The organism is Kibdelosporangium persicum (genome assembly GCF_013280595.1).
GTDB lineage: Bacteria > Actinomycetota > Actinomycetes > Mycobacteriales > Pseudonocardiaceae > Kibdelosporangium > Kibdelosporangium persicum.
Genome location: NZ_JAAATY010000022.1, coordinates 81,821 through 99,595, shown reverse-complemented (window position 1 = coordinate 99,595; position 17,775 = coordinate 81,821). Strand labels below are relative to the sequence as shown.

The window sequence follows — 17,775 nt, the reverse complement described above, 5'->3', positions numbered from 1 at the left end:
TTCTGACCGACATGGTAAGCGCTAGCCCACGCCTCAGAATGCGTCACTCACCCGAATGCATGAATATCGACCGTACTTCCAGTCGAATGCGAAACGAAAACCCGCTTCCTGCGCTAGTGGTAAGTAGCTAGACTATCCGCCCGAAGCCGCCGTGCTCCTTTGCCGCTGAAGTCGCTCTTCCGTTCGGAAAGGAATCATCGATGACACTGGTGGTCCTGGATGTCGTCGTTGTTCTGCCCCCGGAGTTGCGGCGGGCCTCGCTCGAACTCGGTGACCGGATGGTCGGCCGGATGGCCGAACACGGTCATGCCGCGCACTTCCGGCTGGGGCAGCCGTTCACCTCGGTGGGGGCCGGGGTGTGCGAGCCGCACGTCTCGGTCTTCATGCTCGCCGTCGCCGAGGACGAAATCGGCGAAGTGGTGAACGCGACCCGGCGGCTCGCCGGCACGCTCCCGGTTCTGCCCGCCGAAGGGCAGGAGTATCGGCACAATCCGTTCGGCGCGCCGGAACTGTTTTTTCGCAAGACAGCGAAATGGATCGATCTGCAACGCGCGGTGATCGCGGAGGTGGAGCCGCTGCGGCAGGGACGTCTTCGCGAGACAGACCCGGCCGGACTGCGGCTCCGTGACCTGATCGACGACCCGCGCACGGATCCTGGCCAGCGGGCGCAACTGCGGCGGTTCGGCTACGACGAAGTGACCGACGACGACGGACGGGACCGGTTCAACCCGCATGTGACGTTGGCGTGGCCGGTCGACCCGACGTTCCGGGTGGATCTCAGCGGCCTGCCACCGGCGCGGGACTTCAGCGGGACGCTGACCGAACTGGCCGTGTACGGAATGAGTCCCTATGGCACATGCACGACTCTGTACGGGACAGCACAGTTAGGCGCCGCGGTCGCCGTGGACGACGGAGCTTGATCGGTGTGTCCGTGTCAACGGGCGGGGAGGTACCGTGCGACAGCAGCCGGACAAAGCGACGCTGGCGACCTGGGTCGGCACGCGACGGGAGCGGCTTGGCTGGTCGCTCACGCGCCTGGCACGTGAATGCGAGGTGGCGGGCGGCCATTCCCTGACCGAGGACGCGCTCACCGAGATCGAGAACCAGCTCAGGCCGGTCGGTGTGCACGAGCTCAAAGTGCTCGCGCACGTCTTCGGTGTCCCCGCGGACGAAGCGGCCACGCTGACCGCGTCGGTCACCACGAAGGCGGCCGACCAGGCGTCCGATGTGGACCCTGGTGCCGCGGTGGTCCTCCCGGCCAGGGCGCCGCGCCCGCCCGACTCGGGCACGGTCGACTTCTTCATCAGCTACTCGCTGGCCAACGAGGACTGGGCGACGTGGATCGCCCACGAACTCGAGGACGCCGGCTACCACGTGATGATCCAGTCCTGGGACTTCGTGCCGGGCACGAACTTCTTCGAGTTCATCGACCGGGGCATCCGGGAGGCGTCCGCGGTCATCGCGGTGCTGTCGCAGAACTACCTGGGCTCCAAGTACGGCAAGATGGAGTGGATCGCCGCGCTACAGGCCGCGCACAACGACTCGACGACCAAGCTGCTGCCTGTCCGGATCGAGGAAGTCGTGCTCGACGGGCTGCTGGCGCCGATCACGTTTGTCGACCTGGTCGGGTTGACCGATCCCGCCGTGGCACGGGCCCGGCTGCTCGACCGCATCCGGCATGCGTTGTCCGGCCGCGCGAAGCCGGACGACACCCCCAGGTATCCACGGCTGCCGCAGACGGAACCGCCTGCCGTGAACCGGGTTCCCACGCAGGCGACGCGGTTCCCGCCCTCGATCGCGCACACGTCCGGCGAGCGGCAGCAGGTGAGCATCCTGCATGTCGCCGCCCCGCGGTTCGGCGCCGGACCGGACGGACCGGTCGAACGGTTGGCGCAGTTGCGGTCCGCGCTCGACGAGGCGGCTGACCCTGATCTGATCGTGGTGGGCGGCAGCCTGACGGAGTCCGGATCGCCCGCGCAGTTCGAGCAGGCGATGAGCTTCATCACCGGCTTGCGCTCCATGCTCGGCCTCGAAGCCAACCGGGTCGTGGTCGTTCCCGGCATCGGCGACATCACGGTGGCGGCGTGTGAAGCGTACTTCGCCGACTGCCGGGCGGACGGAATCGAGCCGCAGGCGCCGTACTTCCGCAAGTGGCGGCACTTCAGCCGGTTGTTCGGCCAGCTGTACCCGGACGTCGACAGCCCGGTGTTCGTCGACGGCCTGCCGTGGACGCTGTACGCCGTCGCCGATCTGAGAATCGCCGTGGCGGGGCTCAACTCCACGATCTCGCACACCCACCTGTCGCTCGACGAGCCGGGCTGGCTCGGTCCCGCGCAACTGGACTGGTTCGCGCAGAGCATGGCCGGCTTCGCGCAGTCCGGCCACCTGCGGATCGGGGTCCTGCAGCACGCGCCGACGTCGACGCAGGACCCGGCCGCGGACAAGCTGCGTGACACCGCGGAACTCGACCGGGTGCTCGCGCCGCACCTGAACCTGTTGCTGCACACCGAAGGCGCGTCCGGGCCCGCGGGTGAACTGCCCTCGGGCGTGCCTGTCGTGCGTCCGCCGCGGAATGGTGCGCAGATCCTGACCATCACCCGTGACGGCCTGACGTCCTGGTCGCTGGGAGCCGGGTCCCCAGCCGAGGCGGTTCGCGTGAACCGTCGTTGGCACGCGGTGGATCGGACGTTCCCCGCCGCCGACAGCGGCCCGTTGGACCAGGAACCGCAACCCACCGTGGAACCGGGCGAAGACCCGGTCAGCCTGTTGCTGCAACGGATCACCGAGGTGTGCGAGGTCCGTTACCCGGGCGCCCGGATCCGCCGGCTGGCCGGACGGCCGGCGTCGCTGCTGGTCACCTATCCCGATGGGGAGGCGGTGCACCAGTTCCGGGTGGCGGCTCACGTTGGCGCGCTGAGCGGTGACGACGTGGACGCGTTCGTCCGGGTGCTCCGGGGCAGCGGCACCGAACAGGGGGCCGAACTCGTCTACCAGGGCCCGAACCCGGGAACCGCGCTGCTGGAGGACGCGGTGCGCGACGGCGTGCGGGTACGCAGTTTCGCCGAGTTCCAGGGGCTGCTGGATCTGCGCGACTACGTGACCGCACAGACCGAACGGCTGCGCAAGGACCTCGTCTACCCACCGGATCTGTATGTGCCGCAGCGGTTCCGTGAGGTGGCAGGGGTGGACTCGTCCGTGCGTCAGGACGTCGTGGCCGAGATGATCGAGCTGCTGTCGGCGGACGAAGGCAGTTTCATCCTGCTGATGGGCGACTTCGGCCGGGGCAAGACGTTCGCCATGCGCAAGCTCGCGATGGAGCTGCCCGTCAGGCTGCCGGGAGTGACCCCGATCCTGATCGAGCTGCGCACGCTGGACAAGGCGCACCGGGTCGAGACGTTGGTGGCCGCGCACCTGGCCAACCACGGCGAGGCGCGGATCGACCTGCGCGCTTTCACTTACCTGTTGCGGCAAGGCCGAGTCGTGTTGTTGTTCGACGGGTTCGACGAACTGGCCAGCAGGGTCACCTACGAGCGTGCCGCGGACCACCTGCAGACGCTGCTCGCCGCGGCGCAGGGGCAGGCCAAGATCGTGGTGAGCAGCCGGACGCAGCACTTCCAGAACGACGAGCAGGTCCGTACCGCGCTCGGCGAACGGGTCGGTGTCCTGGCGCACCGCCGGATTCTGCAACTGGAGGACTTCACCCCGGAACAGATGGGCAGGTACCTGGTCAACCGGTACGGCCACGACCAGCGGGCCGCGCACGAACGGCTCGATCTGGTCAGCCGGATCGAGGACCTGGGCGGCCTGGCGCGCAACCCGCGGATGCTCAGCTTCGTCGCCGATCTGGACGCCGACCGGCTCGCGGCGGCGGCCAGGGCACGGCAGGCGATGAGCGCGGCCGGGCTCTACCAGGAGGTTCTGAGCTCGTGGCTCGCCTTCGAGTACCGGCGGGTGCACGGTATGCGGGGCAGCCCCACCGGTCTGTCGATCGACGAGCTCTGGCACGCGGTCACCACGTTGGCCGTGCGGATGTGGGAGTCCAACGAGGTCCTGCTGCGGCTGGACGACGTGGCCGAGATCGCGCAGGCGTTGACCGGCCTGGCCGACACGCCGCTGTCCCCGCCGCAGGCCACGCACGCGGTCGGCGCGGGCAGCCTGCTGGTGCGGACCGAGGAGATGTTCGGCTTCATCCACGGTTCGGTGATGGAGTGGCTGGTGGCCAACGAGATCGCCGCGCAGTTCAACCGTGGCGACGAGAATCCGCCGCTGCTCGGCCGCCAGGTGCTGTCCCAGCTGACCGTCGACTTCCTGTGCGACCTCGCCGATCCGCACCGGCTGCGCGCCTGGGCCATGCACCCGGACAGCGAGCACATCGCGAACACCAACGCCCTCAAGGTGAGCAAGCGGTTGCGGACACCGGCCAAGGCGGATCTGCGGGGTGCGTCGCTGCGCGGCGAGGACTTCTCGTACCGGGATCTCAGCGGAGTCGACCTGACCGGCGCGGACCTGACCGACGCACGGCTGATCGGGACCAAGCTGTCCCGCGCGATCATGCGGGACGCCCAGCTCAGGCGCGTCCGGCTGGACGACGCCGTGTTGTCCGGCGCGGATCTCACCGGGGCGGACCTGACCGAGGCACGGCTCTCCGGAACCGATCTGCGTGGTGTGGAAGCCACGGGATGCCGGTGGTCACGCGCGGCCCTGCTGAACGTCACCGCTGACAACGCTTTGCGGACGTCCGCCCAGTTGGGCGGCGCGGCCGTGGCGCCAGGGCAGCCGGTGCTCGTCGGGTTGCAGCCGTCCGGGGTCGGCGTGCCGTTCGGCTTCGAGGTCGGCCGGCTGCCCCGGCCCCTGGCGTACAGCACGGACGGTTCCCTGCTCGCGGTGGGCAACGGGGACGGCGGCGTGTTGTTGTGCGACACGGACAAAGGCCTGCCGATCCGGACCTTGAAGGGGCATCTCGACCGTGTGTACGCGGTGACGTACGGCGCCAGTGCGTTGGTCACCGGGTCCGCGGACGGCACTGTGCGCTGCTGGGACCCGTCGACCGGCGAACAGCACGCCGTGTTCACCGACCATGAGGCGCCGGTCTGGCCGCTGACACAGGATCGTCGCGGCAAACTGGTCGCGTACGGCGACGCGGCCGGTGTCGTCTGGGTACGCGCCATGCCCGACGGGCAGGTGCTGCAGCAGTTGCCGGGCCACATCGAGCGGATCTGGGCACTGGCCTTCCACCCGGCGCCGGACACCGCGTTGCTCGCCACCGCGGACAACGCCGGGACCGTACGGATCTGGGACCTGGTCACGGGGACCGAGGCACACCGGATGAACGTGCCGGGTGCCGCGGCGATCTACTCGCTCAGCTTCAGCCACGACGGCAGGCTGCTGGCGGCGGGCGGCCGCAACGGCAGACTGTCCATTTGGGACACAGACACCGGCGCCCGCACCCATCACCTGACCGGTCATCCCGGCGACATCTACTCGGTCGAGTTCCACCCGAAACGCGCCCTGTTGGCCACGGGCGACACGGTCGGTGCGGTCCGGCTATGGCAGCTGTCCGGCGCGCAGGCCCGGATGTCGCCGCTGCGTTCCGAGGCCGCGTCCGTGTACCAACTCGCCTTCAGCCCGGACGGCACCGCCCTGGCGAGCGGTGACGCCGACGGCGGGTTGCGTGTCTGGGACATCCCTTCCGGTCAGGAACGGTTCGACGTGCAGGCACACCGCGGAGCGGTGTGGCCGCCCGCGTTCCGGCCGGACTCGCGTCAGATCGCGACCACCGGGAAGGACGGCACAGTACGGATCTGGGAGCCCGAGGACGGCAGGCAGATCCACGAGCTGTACGGCCACGGCCGCCGGATCACCAAGGTGAACTTCAACCCCGCGGGCGACCTGCTCGCGGTCAGCGGGAACGACGGTCGCGTGCGGGTGTGGGACCCGCACCTGGGCAAGCTGGTCACCGATCCGTTGCAGGGGCGGGCCGACCAACTGACCTCCGCGGTGTTCTCGCCGACAAAACCGTTGCTGGCCACCACGAGCAACGACGGCGGCATGCACATGTGGCACCTCGGCAGCTGGGAATCCGACCAGGAACTGGACGTCGAGACCGACCACGTGTGGGCCAGCGCGTTCGACCCCACCGGCAACGTCCTGGCCACGGCCAACGACGACGACTCGGTGCGGCTGTGGTGGCGCCCGACCGGGCGGCGGAAACTGATCCTGCACGACCACCGTGGCCGGGTTCGTTCCGTCGCGTTCAGCCCGGACGGCCGTACCGTGGCAACGGGTTGTGACGACTCGAAGGTCCGGCTGTTCGACGCCGACACCGGTGAGAACCTGAAGGTCCTGTTGGGACACTCGGACCGCGTGTACGAGGTCCAGTTCACCGCGGACGGCACGGTGCTGGCCAGCGTCAGCAACGACGGCACGGCCATTCTCTGGGACGTGGCCACCGGCGCGGCCCTGCACACCCTGGCCGGTCAGCGCGGCAAGCTGTGGACCGGCCGGATCAGCCCGGACGGGCAGGTGTTCGCCACCGCGGGCGACGACACCCTGATCCACCTCTGGGACCTCGGCACCGGTGCGCACCTGCACGCGCTGGCCGGGCACACCCGGCGGATCTGGTCGATCGACTTCAGCCCGGACGGGCGGATGCTGGCCAGCGGGGCCGACGACGGGACGACCCGGTTGTGGGACGTCGGCGACCGGTCACGGCCGCGCTTGTCGCTGACCCTGCTCGGGTTGCGCGGCGCGTGGGCCGCCGTGGCCCCGGACGGGCGGTACAAGACCGAAGGCAAACTCACCAGCGAGTTCTGGCACGTGATCGGGTTGTGCCGGTTCGAGATCGGCGAACTCGACACCGTACTTCGCAACGTGCACACGGTACCCGCCGATGAACCGTTCTGACCGCGGTTCAGCGCACCGCCGCCACGATCAGCGAACCGCCCAGCGTCGGCCAGCGCCGGGCGGCCCACGCCGACCGGATCTCACCGCGCCGCGTGCGCCAGACCACGTAGTTGGACAGCGGCCGCTTCGGCGTCAGCCCCGCCTTGCGCAGGCCGGTGGCCAGCAGTTCGTACGTGAACGGGCGGATGTGCAGGCTGAGGTACTCATGGAACGGGTCGACCTGCCTCGGCGAGCGCCCGAGCAGGAACCGCAACCTGTCCTGTGCCGTGGCCAGATTGGGCGTGGTGATCACGACCACGCCGCCGGGGCGCAGCACGCGACCGCATTCGCGCAGCAGCGAAGCCGGGTCGTAGAGATGCTCGATGATCTCGCCCGCGAGGATGCCGTCCAGGCTGGCCGTCCGGAACGGCAAGGCGGCACCGGCGTCCAAGCCCACCGCGAGCAGGCCGCGGTCACGCGCGGCACGCCGTGCGTCCGGCACGATGTCGCAGGCGATCGGGCGGAAACCTCTGCCGGCCAACGCGCTGCACGCCTGCCCTTCGTTCGCGCCGAGGTCCACGACGGTCCGGCCGGGCCGCAAGTGCTTGGCCAGCACCGTGATCGCCAGTTCGAGCCGACGGCGGTGGTACGGATCAGTCAGGTACCCGGCGACCTCGTCGTGCTGGTACCGCTCCCGGTTCGCCGCCGTGGCACGGGCTTGGATTCGGCTCACTGTCCCAGCATCGCATCCGGAGGGCTCGAGAACTTGGCGATAGACCATATCGTGTGGGACTGGAACGGCACGCTGTTCGACGACGGCTCCGCGCTCGTGCTCGCGACAGCCGACGCGTTCGCCGCCGCCGGCCTGCCGGAAGTGACCACGGAGCGGTACCGGGACCACTTCACCCGGCCGATCACCCTCTTCTACGACAACCTGGCCGGACGGACGTTGAGCGCGGCCGAGCAGGCCACGCTCGACCGGCAGTTCCAACTCTCGTACGCCCGCCGGATGGCCGTCGCGACACTGCACAAGGATGCCGTGAACGCGTTGACGATGTGGCGTGACGCGGGCCGGACGCAGTCGCTGCTGTCGATGTACCCGCACGGTCAGCTCATGGCGATGCGGCAGCTCGGGCCGATCGCGCGGTTCTTCTCCCGGGTGGACGGAACCACCGGCGACGAGATCCACCTCAAGGAACCGCATCTGCGCAAGCACCTGGCACACCTGGACCTCAGCCCGGAACGGGTGCTCATGGTCGGCGACAACGTCGACGACGTGCGTGCCGCCGAAGCCTGTGGCCTCGCCGCCGTGTTCTACCACCCTGGTGATCAGGCATTAGTGAGCCTGGCCAGGGCACAGGACCTTGCCGTGCCCATCGTGTCGAGCCTGTCCGGCGCGGTCCGGTGGGCGTTGACCGTCGTCGACGAGCTCAGTGGTGACACGCATGACAAGTAGTGACAAACCGAAGCGCAGGACACGCTCGCTCAGCCGGACCTTCGTCTGGTACTCGTTCGGGACCGCATGCAGCGTCGCGCTGGCGGTCGGCGTCCTGCTGGCCGCGCTGGACGACGATCTGAGCGCCGAGGACATCTCCTCGGCGATCGGGCTGAACCTGATCGCCAGCGTGGTGTTCGCGTTGATGTTCGTGGCACTGGCCAACTGGGTGCAGGACCGCAACGTGCAGAGCACGATCCGGGACGGCTTCAAGGAACTCGGCGAACAGGTCAGGAACAACGCGGCCACGACCGACCGGCTGTTCGTCCCGCAGAAGACGTACGAGCCGGTCAACCCCGGCAGCAACTACGGCGACGAGTTCAACATCGACGTCACCAGGGACCTGGAGGAGTCGGACTTCTTCGCGTTCAACGGTCCCAGCGCGCGCTACGTCGCCGCCCGGTTGCTGGCCGCGCGGCACCACCCGACGCACATCCGGATCGCGATGATCGGCCCGGCGAACGAGGCGGCCATCCAGCGCCGCGCGTTCGACCGGCGGTCCTGGGTGGGCAACGAAGGCCAGACGATCGACCAGATCAAGCGGGACCTGCGCAGGGAACTGCTGGTCAACGTGGTGGCGCTGTTCGAGTGCCGGCACATCTGCCCGATCGAGATCCTCTACACCGACAGCACGGCGGTCTACCGCTACGTCATGCTGGACCAGGCGGTGTACGTCTCGTGGTACTTCGGGCCGAAGTCGGCGCAGATGGAGCTGCCGGAGTCGTACCGGTTCGGCCGTGAGTCCTTTGTGTACTCCGTGTTCCGGCTGGACCTGATGCGCAAGTTCGAGATGTCCGACGACAAGGTGACCTTCAAGGCCAGCCACGACGACCGGTTCCTGCTCGGGCACCTGCGGCAGATCACCGGGGACGAGATCACCGAGGCCGAGCTGGAGCTCTGGCGGACCGAGCACCGCAAGGACAGCGACTCCTTCAGCGCGTACATGAGACTGCTGTACTCCGGCATCGAATGACGCCGTTAGGGGAAACGCCGGACTGGCGGCGTCCGTCTGGGGCATCATGCACACCGTGACGTACCCGCCACCGCAGCAGCCGCCTGGTCCGTACGGACCCCCTCCTCCCGGTTGGTATCCGCCTCCGCCACCACCGCGGAAGAGCAACACGGGTCTGATCGTGGCGGTGGTCGTGGCGGCGTTGCTGCTGATCGGTGGCGTAGTCACGGTCATTGTGCTGACCACCCGGGATGGCACGCCCACGGCCTCGACTTCGCGGCCGACGGCCAACGACGAGCACGTCCCGACGCCGACCCGGAAACCGACCGCGAAGCCGACCACGGCGCAGAACACAGGCGGCGAGGAAGCGGTCAAGGCGGTGGCACAGGCCTACGCGGATGCCGTGGCCCGTAAGGACGCCGCGGCGGCGAAAGCCCTGGTGTGCCGTCAACGCGACACCGGCGCGATGTACGAGGTCTTCGAGAAGGAGCCCAACCCCAAGTTCGTCGTCGGCAAGGTCACGATGTTCTCCCAGACGTCCGCCACGGTGCAGATGAAGATCGAAGGCGGCTCCAGCGAGGGCGTGCCGCACAGCTACATCTACGAAGGCAACAGCTGGTGTGTGGAGTACTGACCCAGCGGTCACCGACCGAGCAAGAAGCCGGTCAGCACCGGCGTGAGTACGTCGGGCGGAACGACGTGCTGCTGGCCTTCGAGTAGCCGGAAACGCCCGTTCGGCAGCGCTTCCCCGATCTGCCTGCTCGCGTCGATCATCCACGGCGGGCTTGCGTCACCCGCGAGCACGAGTGCCTGTGTCGTGATGCCGCGGGCCTGCTCGACGGGCGTCATGCCGTTCCGGCTTCGAGGGCTCATGACCGCGTAGGGGTCGTACAGGATCGTGGGTGCGTTCGCCTGTATGGCAGGGTCGTTCGCCATGTGGTCGAGAATCTCGGGCGGCATGCCGATCGGGGCGTAGAAGGTTTTGACCGCGTCGGCGTTGCGGCCTTGCGCCAGCAAGTCCGCGATGTGCGCGGCTTCCTTGTCCTCGCGCTGGCGTTCTTCGTCGCTGCCGTCGCCGAAGGGCGGCTCGTGCAGGACGATCTTGTCGATCGGCAGTCCGCGGGCGGCGGCGTGCATCACCAGGGCCGCTCCCGATGAGTGGCCGTAGACCGAGGCCGTGCCACCGCATGCGGCGATGAGTGCCGCCAGGTCTTCGACTTCCCGATCGACGGCGTAGGGCGGCGTGTCCTCGCTGTCACCGCGGCCTCGGCGGTCGTAGCTGATCACGGTGAAGTGCCGCGCGAGCTCTTCCGCCCACGGACGATGACCAGCCCGTCCTTGCAGCGCGCCCGCCACGAGGAGCAGCGGTTGCCCGGTACCCAGCAGCTCGTACGCGATCTGCGTCCCGTCGTGCGATCTCACGTTCATGGCAGCTCCCCGGAAGTTTTATGTGAACTGAACTGTACTGTACAGTTCAGATATGCCGGACGTGAACCCCCGAACCGCGGCCAAGCGGAGTGCGATCCTCGACGCCGCCCGCACCTTGTTCCTGCGCAAGGGATACGGCGGCGCCAGCATGGACGAGGTCGCGGCTGTCGCCGGCGTGTCCAAGGTGACGGTGTACAACCACTTCGCCGACAAGGAACGGCTGTACATCGAGGTCGTCCGGAACGACATCAGCGCGACCGCGGCGCTGACCCACGAGATGGTCGAGGCACTCGCGGACAGCGAAGATCTCCAGGCCGACCTGCGCGAGTTCGCCCGCAGGCACATCGTCGAGGTGACCAAGCCGCACCTGATCCGCCTCCGCCGGTTGATCATCGCGGAGGCCGAGCGGTTCCCCGAGCTGGCCCGTGCCTGGTACGCCGCCGGTGCCGAACGCGCCCATGCCATGCTCGCCACCCAGTTCGAGGCGCTTGCCCGGCGTGGCCTGATGCGGGTGGACGACCCCCTGCTGGCCGCTCAGAACTTCAACTGGCTGGTGCTGTCCATCCCGTTGAACAAGGCCATGTTCCACGGCGACGACACCGGCTTCACCTCGGACGATCTCGACCGGTTCGCTGACGAGGCCGTGCGGGTCTTCCTTGCCGCCTATGCCGTGTGACAGTGCCATCGAACCGCTCTCGGTGAGCGTGGCCCTGTCAGGGCTAGCAAGGCAGCGGTCTGGCCCGGTCTCGCCCAGTGCCGGGAAGCTTGCGGGCATCCCGCGTTGGAGCACACCAGAATCCAAGGAGAAGGCCCGTGATCCGGATCGCGATCATTCTGGGGAGCACCCGTCCCGGGCGCCGCGTCGTGGACGTGGCGCGGTGGGTCGCCGAGGCCGCCGGACGGCACCCCGCCGCCGTGGCTGGAGAAGCCAGCCTCGAACTCGTCGACATTGCCGACTACGAGCTGCCGATGCTGGACGAGCCCGCCCCGGCAGCCACCGGTTACGGCTACCTGAACGCACATACCAAGCGATGGGCGGCCACGATCGACAGGTTCGACGGGTTCGTGTTCGTCACCCCGGAGTACAACAGCGCCATCCCTGCCGCGCTGAAGAACGCCATCGACTACCTGTACGCGGAGTGGAACGACAAGGCCGCCGGAATCGTGAGCTACGGGGCCTTCGGCGGCATCCGCGCCGCCGAACAACTACGGCAGACCATGGGCGAGATCAAAATCGCCGACGTGCACGCCCAGGTCGCGATCAGCCTGTATCACGACTTCGACTTCAGTGACTCTCCACTCGGTGCCGTCGCTCCCGGCGAACGCCACGAAACCACCCTCACCACCATGCTGGACGAAGTCCTCGCATGGTCCCGTGCGCTGCGAGTGCTGCGCACCCCGGCCACGGCCGACAAGTAGGGCCCACGAGGAAAGTGCAGGTATACGAGGACATCGCGTGCCGTGGTGCCGCCTCGGCACGCCCAGGTCCACCAGGCCGGTGCGGAATCCGACGTCGACACCTTGACCGCGCACCGGCTTCGGCGACCGCCCTCTGTCCGCTGAGTCCATCCAGGATGTCGCTTACAACGGTGTGCGCGGGGTCGGCTCGACCGGAGCTCCGGCCAGAGCGTTCTGCTGGGCTCGTGTGATCTGCCGTGCGTCCGCGGCATCCGCACGGCGGATCACGAACAGTTTCGCGAGGGCGAGCATGCTCGGGCCGGTGAACAGCGCGGCCAGCCACGGCTGCCCGTTGATGCCGACGAACACAGCGGATGTCAGCATTCCGATGGCGATGACAAATCCCGCCCCCAGGCCGCACATGTAGCGAACATGGGCCATCCGCGCGAGGCGATGCTCGTGTTCGCGCCGCAGTTCCGGCTCCAGCGCCCTGAGTGCCGCTTCGAGGTGCTTGGGTGGCAGCTTCGCCCACATCTGGGCGATCTGCAAGGCATGCGATGACGGCTTGGCCTGCTGCGGCTCGTCACTCATGGGCGGATCCCCGTGGGTCATCGTCGTAGGTCGGTTCCGGTGGGGTGGTGAGCAACTCGGCCGGCGGCGGGCCAAGTCTGACGAACAGGCGTTCCAGGCCTCTTAGGGTGTTGTCAGCCGCCTGCGCCGCATCCCGGTCCGCGACGGCCAGGTCCTGCGTCGCCGCACGTCCGCGTTGTGCACGGCTCTGCGGGATAGCCAGACTGGGTGAGAATCCGGTCGACCGAGGACGGGCCGAAAACCTGTCCAGGCCCCAGAGAAGAGCTGCCGATGCGGCAAGGGCGACGACTGCGATCGCGGTGTAGGCGACGTTCCCGGCGATAGTCCAGTAGAGGGCGGCAGCGAAGACTCCGATCAGCAGATCGGTTCGTGCCAGCGTTCGCAGTGCAGTGGCGGGCCGCGATGGCGTCCTCGTCTGTCTGCCGGGCTCGAATCCCGGCCACCATTCGGACGGGTTCTCGGACTCGCTGTCCGGAATCCGGATCGGGAGGTACCACTCGCTCTCCTCGCGCCGTCGGTGGGCGTCGCGGAGCCTGGTCCGCCAGGCGTGATACCCATCGACCGCCTCACGGGCGGTCCAGGCGCCGTCGTTGCCTGCGCCCGGCGGCACCTTCCGGCTGGCGCTGATCACCAGCAGCGGGTCGGACCGGCCTGTCTCGTTGCGGACGTCGTTGATCAACCGCAGGAGCTGGTAGCCGCCGTTGGTGACGGTGATGTTGTCCAGCAGCAACACCGGATAGGTCCGCCGCCGGGTGCGCCACACGTGCCACGGCCGCCGCCGGTAGGCCCTGCGCAGGTCCTCCAGAAAGGCGTTGACCAGCAACCGCGAAAGCTGGTCCGGTGATTCCTGCTGAAATACCCCGTAGGCCAGACGCCGGGCAAAGGACAGGAAACTGCCGGACATCGCCGGTGTCAGGTACGGCTGCCGCATGAACCAGCGGTACCGGCTCGGCAACAGTGGCACCCGCCCGGTGGCCGCGAGCCAGAACCACACCGAGGTCAGGACCAGCAGGGGACGCATCCACCAAGGCGTCCTGGCGGGCCCGTGACGGAGGTCGTCGACTGGTGAACCGAACCGCTCCAGCAGAGTGTGCACCTGAATCCGGCGCGACAGCTCGCGGTCCGGCATGAGATCGTCGTGGGGGATCGCCAGGCTCATCAACCATGCGACCAGCGTGAACAGCTTGAACCGCAACCGGCCGCGGAACCAGGAGCTGCTCGTGAGCTGGTCGCTGGCACGCCACAGGATGTCCCGGATGGCTTCAACACCATTGTCAACGCCGTCGTCTCGATCCATGTCAAGGACGACGTGGGCGTGCCGGACAGGCTCCGGTTCCGCCGTCGCCAGCAATCGACTGAGGTGCCCGAGCACGTCCTGGTGCGGGACCGAACGCACCAGACACACTATGGGCAGACCCTGACGACCCGGTGACGGGTCCCGCTTGCCGCCCGATGTCCACCGGCCTGACTCGCTCGACCTGAGGGGGCGTGCACCGGTCCGCGGAGCGCGAGACAACTCATCGATCAGCTCGGTCAGCTGGTCGGCTCCGTCGAAGCGCATCGGACGAGAACTCTGCAAAGGTTTCTCTCCTCCCGCCGGTGTGCCGACACGATGCCACAGGTCCGCCGCCGCACTTGCCGGTGGTCACCCGCGTTCGCGCAGGTTCGCGACCAGCTCCGAATCCCCTCAGTCGACCAGGTCGAACTCCTTGCGTCCGAACGACTCGCCGTTGATCTGGATCTCCAGGCCGTGTCTGCCCGGGTGGTAGACGCGCGTGGTGATCGGCTTGAACGAGTGGGCACGGTCCACAGTGAACTGTTCGCCACCCGCGAGCTTCCGGGTGACGAGCTTGAACACCTTGGGCGTCTGCGTGCCGTTGGCCTTGCGGTGGTGCACGACGTAGTCGATCACCAGGTTCGCCGGGGCCGAGCCGGTGTTGTGCACGGTGAACGAGAACGCCAGCCGATCGCCGATCCGCACGACGTCCACGGGTAAGGCCGGCCCGGTCAGCGTGATGCCTTCGGGCCGCGTGAATCCCAGCAGTTCCAGCGCGGGCGGATACCCCTTCTTGATCAGGGTACGTAGCCCGTGCTTGATCAGTTGCGGGCTGCCGTCGGCCGACCAGCGTGCGGCGACCTCGACGGCCAGGTCCGGGTCGGCCTTGCTGATGTCGTTGAGGTGGTTGGCCACCGAGCGCCGGACGTACGCGGACTCGTCCCGGTACAGGGCGTCGAGGATCGGGACCGCCGCCGACGGACGGCCGACGATCGCCTTGACGCGCCGTGCCCAGGGCAGGAACGGCCGCGTGCCCTCGGAGGCCAGCCGCCGGACGTGCTCGTTCGGGTGTCCCGTCCACTTGAGCACGATCGGCAGCGCGCGATCCAGGTCGGCGTCCAGCAGCGCACGAATCCCGAACTCGGCGGTCAGCCGGGTGGTGAGCGAGGCCTGTAACCCGAGCGCGGACGTGAACGCCTTGGCACCGCCGTGGTCCAGCGCGCTGACGGACACCGCCTCGGTCACCGGCCACAGCATCCACCCGGTGAACGCCGGGTCGGTCAGGCACTGACGGACCAACGCCTCCAGGTCCGGCCAGCCGCCCGCGTCCGCCAGCAGCGCGTCCCGCACCAGGTCCACGCGCTCGCGCAGGGTCAGCCCCGCCAGCTTGACGCCCTTGACCTTGCCCGGTGTGCGCCCGGCCCGCGCCAGGCACTGGGCCAGCGCTTTGACCACGTCGGCACCGAGCATCTCGTCGGCGAACGGCATCCCACGACCTCCACTCTCGTCCCGATGTAGTGATAGCGGAGGGGTACGACAGTTCAGAGGAAGGTGCGGACGAGCAGGAACACGTTGAGCCCCGACACGACCACGGCCGCCGCAGCTCCGATCGCCGTGACCAGGGGTTTGTTCGCGTGTACGCCCATCACGTCCCGGCGTTTGCCGAGCAGCACGAGCGGGACGAGGGCGAACGGGATGCCGAAGGACAACACGACCTGGCTGATCACCAGCGCCTGCGTGGGGTCCGCGCCGAGGGCGAGAATGGCCAACGCGGGCGCCATGGTGGCGAGCCTGCGCAGGCCCAGCGGGATACGGCGGCGCAGGAACCCCTCCATCACCACTTGCCCGGAGTACGTGCCGACGCTGGACGCCGCCAGCCCCGAGGCCAGCAACGCCAACGCGAACGCCAGCGAGGCCCCCGGCCCGAGCAGAGCGCCGAGGCCGCTGTGCATCTGCTCAAGCGATTCCGGCGGAGCGGACGTTCCGGTGTGGAACGCACCCGCTGCCACGACGAGCATGCTGACGTTGACAGCACCGGCGATGGTGAGCGCCACGGCGATGTCCGCCTTGCTGGTCCGCAGCGCACGGTCGGTCAGTTGGGGGTTGTGGTGTTGCTGGGTCAGCGCCGAGTGCAGGTAGATGACGTGCGGCATCACGGTGGCACCGAGCATGCCGGTGGCCAGCAGCACGCTGTCCGCGCCGTCGAAGCCGGGCAGCAGGCCGCTCGCGGCGCCGGTCAACGGGCCGAGTTGCAGGGTCTGGTAGAGGAACCCGCCGAGCACGACCGCGAGCAGCCCGACGATGACCGACTCGAACCGCCTGCGCCGCAACGGTTGCAGCACAAGGATACCGGCCGACACGATCGCGGTGATGATCGCCGCGGGCAGCAGCGGTATGCCGAACAGCAGGTTGAGCGCCACCGCCGCGCCGACGAACTCGGCGAGATCGGTGGCCATCGCGACCAGTTCGGCCTGCACCCACAACATGCCCGTCACCGGCCGGGAATAGTGCTCACGGCACAACTGCGGCAGGTTGCGCCCGGTGACGACGCCGAGTTTGGCTGACTGGTACTGGATGAACATGGCCAGCAGGCTCGCGCTGACGATCACCCAGAGCAGCAGGTAACCGTGTGCGGCGCCGCCGGCCATGTTGGTGGCGAAGTTGCCGGGATCGACGTAGGCGACCGCGACGACAAACGCCGGACCCATCACCACGGCCGCCGAGCGCAGCCTCGCCATGACGGGTGTTCGCACTGAAGTGGCGACCATGCAAGCGTTCTCCTCGACACGAAGGCGCCGGCCGCCGGAGACCGGCGGCCGGCGGGACACAGCCGCGTGAAGGCCGGTTCACGGCGGCCGCGTCACTGCGGACACCTCAGGTGAGCTTCTTGATCGCCTTCTCGATCAGGCCGAGGTTCTCCGGGCTGGTCGCGTACAGCAACGGGTCCGGCTTGGGAGCCGATGCCTTGCCGCCCAGCGGTTCCGCGTCCATCTTGTACGAGAACTCGTGCATGCCGTCCGGGGCCGGTCCGCTGGCCCACCGGCCCTCGGGGCCGTGCGTGCCGTCGGAGTTGTGCCAGATCGTGCCCGCGTGCTCCTGGTGCTCCTCGTCGAACAGCGTGCTCGGGCTGACCGGGCCTTCCAGCCCGTCCTCCTGGAGCTCCTCGATCGCCGCGAGCCACATGTTCTGGTGCGCGGTGTCCCTGGCGAGGTTGAACTTGAGCATGTCGCGCACGCCCGGGTCGTCGGTCATGTTGTACAGCCGTGCGGTCTGCAGCCTGCCCTGCGCCTCGGCCGCCACGTTCGCCCGGAAGTCGGCCATCAGGTTGCCGCTGGCCACGATGAACCGGCCGTTCCACGGCACCCCGTTGCTGTCGGACAACGTCGGCCCGCCGCCGCTGACGATCGCCTGCTGCGGGTCCATCCCGCCGATCACCGCGGCCACCACCGGGTCGTTGTCCACCATCGCCGCGGTCGTCTCGGCGGGCGCGCCCTCCAGCAGCCGGGCGACCATGGTGGCGAGCATCTCGACGTGGCCGATCTCCTCGGTCGCCACGTCCATGATCAGGTCCTTGTACTTGCCCTCGATCCGGCAGTTCCAGCCCTGGAACAGGTACTGCATGGTCACGGTCATCTCGCCGTACGCACCGCCGATGAGTTCCTGGAGCTTGCGGGCGTAGAGCGCGTCCGGGCGCGCGGGCCTGGCCTCGAACTGCAACCTGCTGGTGTGCAGGAACATGTTGCCTCCCTTTGG

Annotated in this window: 14 protein-coding genes; 7 read left to right on the top strand and 7 right to left on the bottom strand. The window is 68.4% G+C overall.

What is annotated here, in order from left to right; all coding sequences use genetic code 11:
* Nucleotides 1–200 precede the first annotated feature (200 nt).
* Both GC106_RS31865 and GC106_RS31860 read left to right on the top strand, forming a co-directional pair.
* Nucleotides 201–920 (top strand): hypothetical protein, encoded by a 720-nt coding sequence (locus GC106_RS31865; RefSeq protein ID WP_173138313.1) that lies wholly within the window; start codon nucleotides 201–203, stop codon nucleotides 918–920.
* 34 nt (nucleotides 921–954) lie between these two features.
* On the top strand, nucleotides 955–6,903 hold the full coding sequence (locus GC106_RS31860; RefSeq protein ID WP_217281242.1) for a WD40 domain-containing protein: 5,949 nt from the start codon (nucleotides 955–957) through the stop codon (nucleotides 6,901–6,903).
* A 7-nt stretch (nucleotides 6,904–6,910) separates the two neighbouring features.
* On the opposite strand, the gene GC106_RS31855 is transcribed toward GC106_RS31860, so the two are convergent.
* On the bottom strand, nucleotides 6,911–7,615 hold the full coding sequence (locus GC106_RS31855; RefSeq protein ID WP_217281241.1) for a class I SAM-dependent methyltransferase: 705 nt from the start codon (nucleotides 7,613–7,615) through the stop codon (nucleotides 6,911–6,913).
* Nucleotides 7,616–7,648: 33 nt separating this feature from the next.
* Between GC106_RS31855 and GC106_RS31850 the strand changes: the two genes are divergently transcribed.
* The 3 genes from GC106_RS31850 to GC106_RS31840 all read left to right on the top strand — a co-directional run bounded on the left by GC106_RS31850 (nucleotide 7,649) and on the right by GC106_RS31840 (nucleotide 9,963).
* On the top strand, nucleotides 7,649–8,338 hold the full coding sequence (locus GC106_RS31850; protein ID WP_173138309.1) for an HAD family hydrolase: 690 nt from the start codon (nucleotides 7,649–7,651) through the stop codon (nucleotides 8,336–8,338).
* Nucleotides 8,328–9,350 carry a hypothetical protein gene (locus GC106_RS31845; RefSeq protein ID WP_173138307.1) on the top strand — a complete coding sequence of 341 codons (1,023 nt, stop codon included), beginning with the start codon at nucleotides 8,328–8,330 and terminating at the stop codon, nucleotides 9,348–9,350. The genes GC106_RS31850 and GC106_RS31845 overlap by 11 nt, the downstream gene beginning before the upstream one ends.
* Before the next feature lie 160 nt (nucleotides 9,351–9,510).
* Complete coding sequence (locus GC106_RS31840; RefSeq protein ID WP_173138305.1) at nucleotides 9,511–9,963, top strand: hypothetical protein; 453 nt, start codon at nucleotides 9,511–9,513, stop codon at nucleotides 9,961–9,963.
* An 8-nt stretch (nucleotides 9,964–9,971) separates the two neighbouring features.
* Here the strand turns inward: GC106_RS31840 and GC106_RS31835 are convergent, their stop codons facing one another.
* Complete coding sequence (locus tag GC106_RS31835; protein WP_173138303.1) at nucleotides 9,972–10,757, bottom strand: alpha/beta fold hydrolase; 786 nt, start codon at nucleotides 10,755–10,757, stop codon at nucleotides 9,972–9,974.
* Nucleotides 10,758–10,809: 52 nt separating this feature from the next.
* On the opposite strand from GC106_RS31835, the gene GC106_RS31830 reads away from it, so the two are divergent.
* Nucleotides 10,810–11,433 (top strand): TetR/AcrR family transcriptional regulator, encoded by a 624-nt coding sequence (locus GC106_RS31830; protein ID WP_173138301.1) that lies wholly within the window; start codon nucleotides 10,810–10,812, stop codon nucleotides 11,431–11,433.
* A 137-nt stretch (nucleotides 11,434–11,570) separates the two neighbouring features.
* Complete coding sequence (locus GC106_RS31825; RefSeq protein WP_173138299.1) at nucleotides 11,571–12,176, top strand: NADPH-dependent FMN reductase; 606 nt, start codon at nucleotides 11,571–11,573, stop codon at nucleotides 12,174–12,176.
* Between the two features lie 162 nt (nucleotides 12,177–12,338).
* Here the strand turns inward: GC106_RS31825 and GC106_RS31820 are convergent, their stop codons facing one another.
* The 5 genes from GC106_RS31820 to GC106_RS31800 all read right to left on the bottom strand — a co-directional run bounded on the left by GC106_RS31820 (nucleotide 12,339) and on the right by GC106_RS31800 (nucleotide 17,760).
* Nucleotides 12,339–12,746: a hypothetical protein gene (locus GC106_RS31820; protein ID WP_173138297.1), complete on the bottom strand. Its 408-nt coding sequence runs from the start codon at nucleotides 12,744–12,746 to the stop codon at nucleotides 12,339–12,341.
* Entirely contained in the window at nucleotides 12,739–14,142 is a 1,404-nt protein-coding gene (locus GC106_RS31815; protein ID WP_173138295.1) for a hypothetical protein, read from the bottom strand. The genes GC106_RS31820 and GC106_RS31815 overlap by 8 nt, the downstream gene beginning before the upstream one ends.
* A 291-nt stretch (nucleotides 14,143–14,433) precedes the next feature.
* Entirely contained in the window at nucleotides 14,434–15,510 is a 1,077-nt protein-coding gene (locus GC106_RS31810; protein ID WP_173138293.1) for a DNA alkylation repair protein, read from the bottom strand.
* A gap of 53 nt (nucleotides 15,511–15,563) precedes the next feature.
* Entirely contained in the window at nucleotides 15,564–16,790 is a 1,227-nt protein-coding gene (locus GC106_RS31805; protein WP_173138291.1) for an Nramp family divalent metal transporter, read from the bottom strand.
* 106 nt (nucleotides 16,791–16,896) lie between these two features.
* Nucleotides 16,897–17,760: a manganese catalase gene (locus GC106_RS31800; protein WP_173138289.1), complete on the bottom strand. Its 864-nt coding sequence runs from the start codon at nucleotides 17,758–17,760 to the stop codon at nucleotides 16,897–16,899.
* Nucleotides 17,761–17,775 lie beyond the last annotated feature (15 nt).

Bases quoted from the DNA above. Each gene is read 5' to 3' on its own strand.
- GC106_RS31865 (WP_173138313.1), top strand. From the start codon at position 201: ATGACACTGGTGGTCCTGGATGTCGTCGTTGTTCTGCCCCCGGAGTTG.
- GC106_RS31845 (WP_173138307.1), top strand. From the start codon at position 8,328: ATGACAAGTAGTGACAAACCGAAGCGCAGGACACGCTCGCTCAGCCGG.
- GC106_RS31835 (WP_173138303.1), bottom strand. From the start codon at position 10,757: ATGAACGTGAGATCGCACGACGGGACGCAGATCGCGTACGAGCTGCTG.
- GC106_RS31830 (WP_173138301.1), top strand. From the start codon at position 10,810: ATGCCGGACGTGAACCCCCGAACCGCGGCCAAGCGGAGTGCGATCCTC.
- GC106_RS31820 (WP_173138297.1), bottom strand. From the start codon at position 12,746: ATGAGTGACGAGCCGCAGCAGGCCAAGCCGTCATCGCATGCCTTGCAG.
- GC106_RS31810 (WP_173138293.1), bottom strand. From the start codon at position 15,510: ATGCCGTTCGCCGACGAGATGCTCGGTGCCGACGTGGTCAAAGCGCTG.
- GC106_RS31805 (WP_173138291.1), bottom strand. From the start codon at position 16,790: ATGGTCGCCACTTCAGTGCGAACACCCGTCATGGCGAGGCTGCGCTCG.
- GC106_RS31800 (WP_173138289.1), bottom strand. From the start codon at position 17,760: ATGTTCCTGCACACCAGCAGGTTGCAGTTCGAGGCCAGGCCCGCGCGC.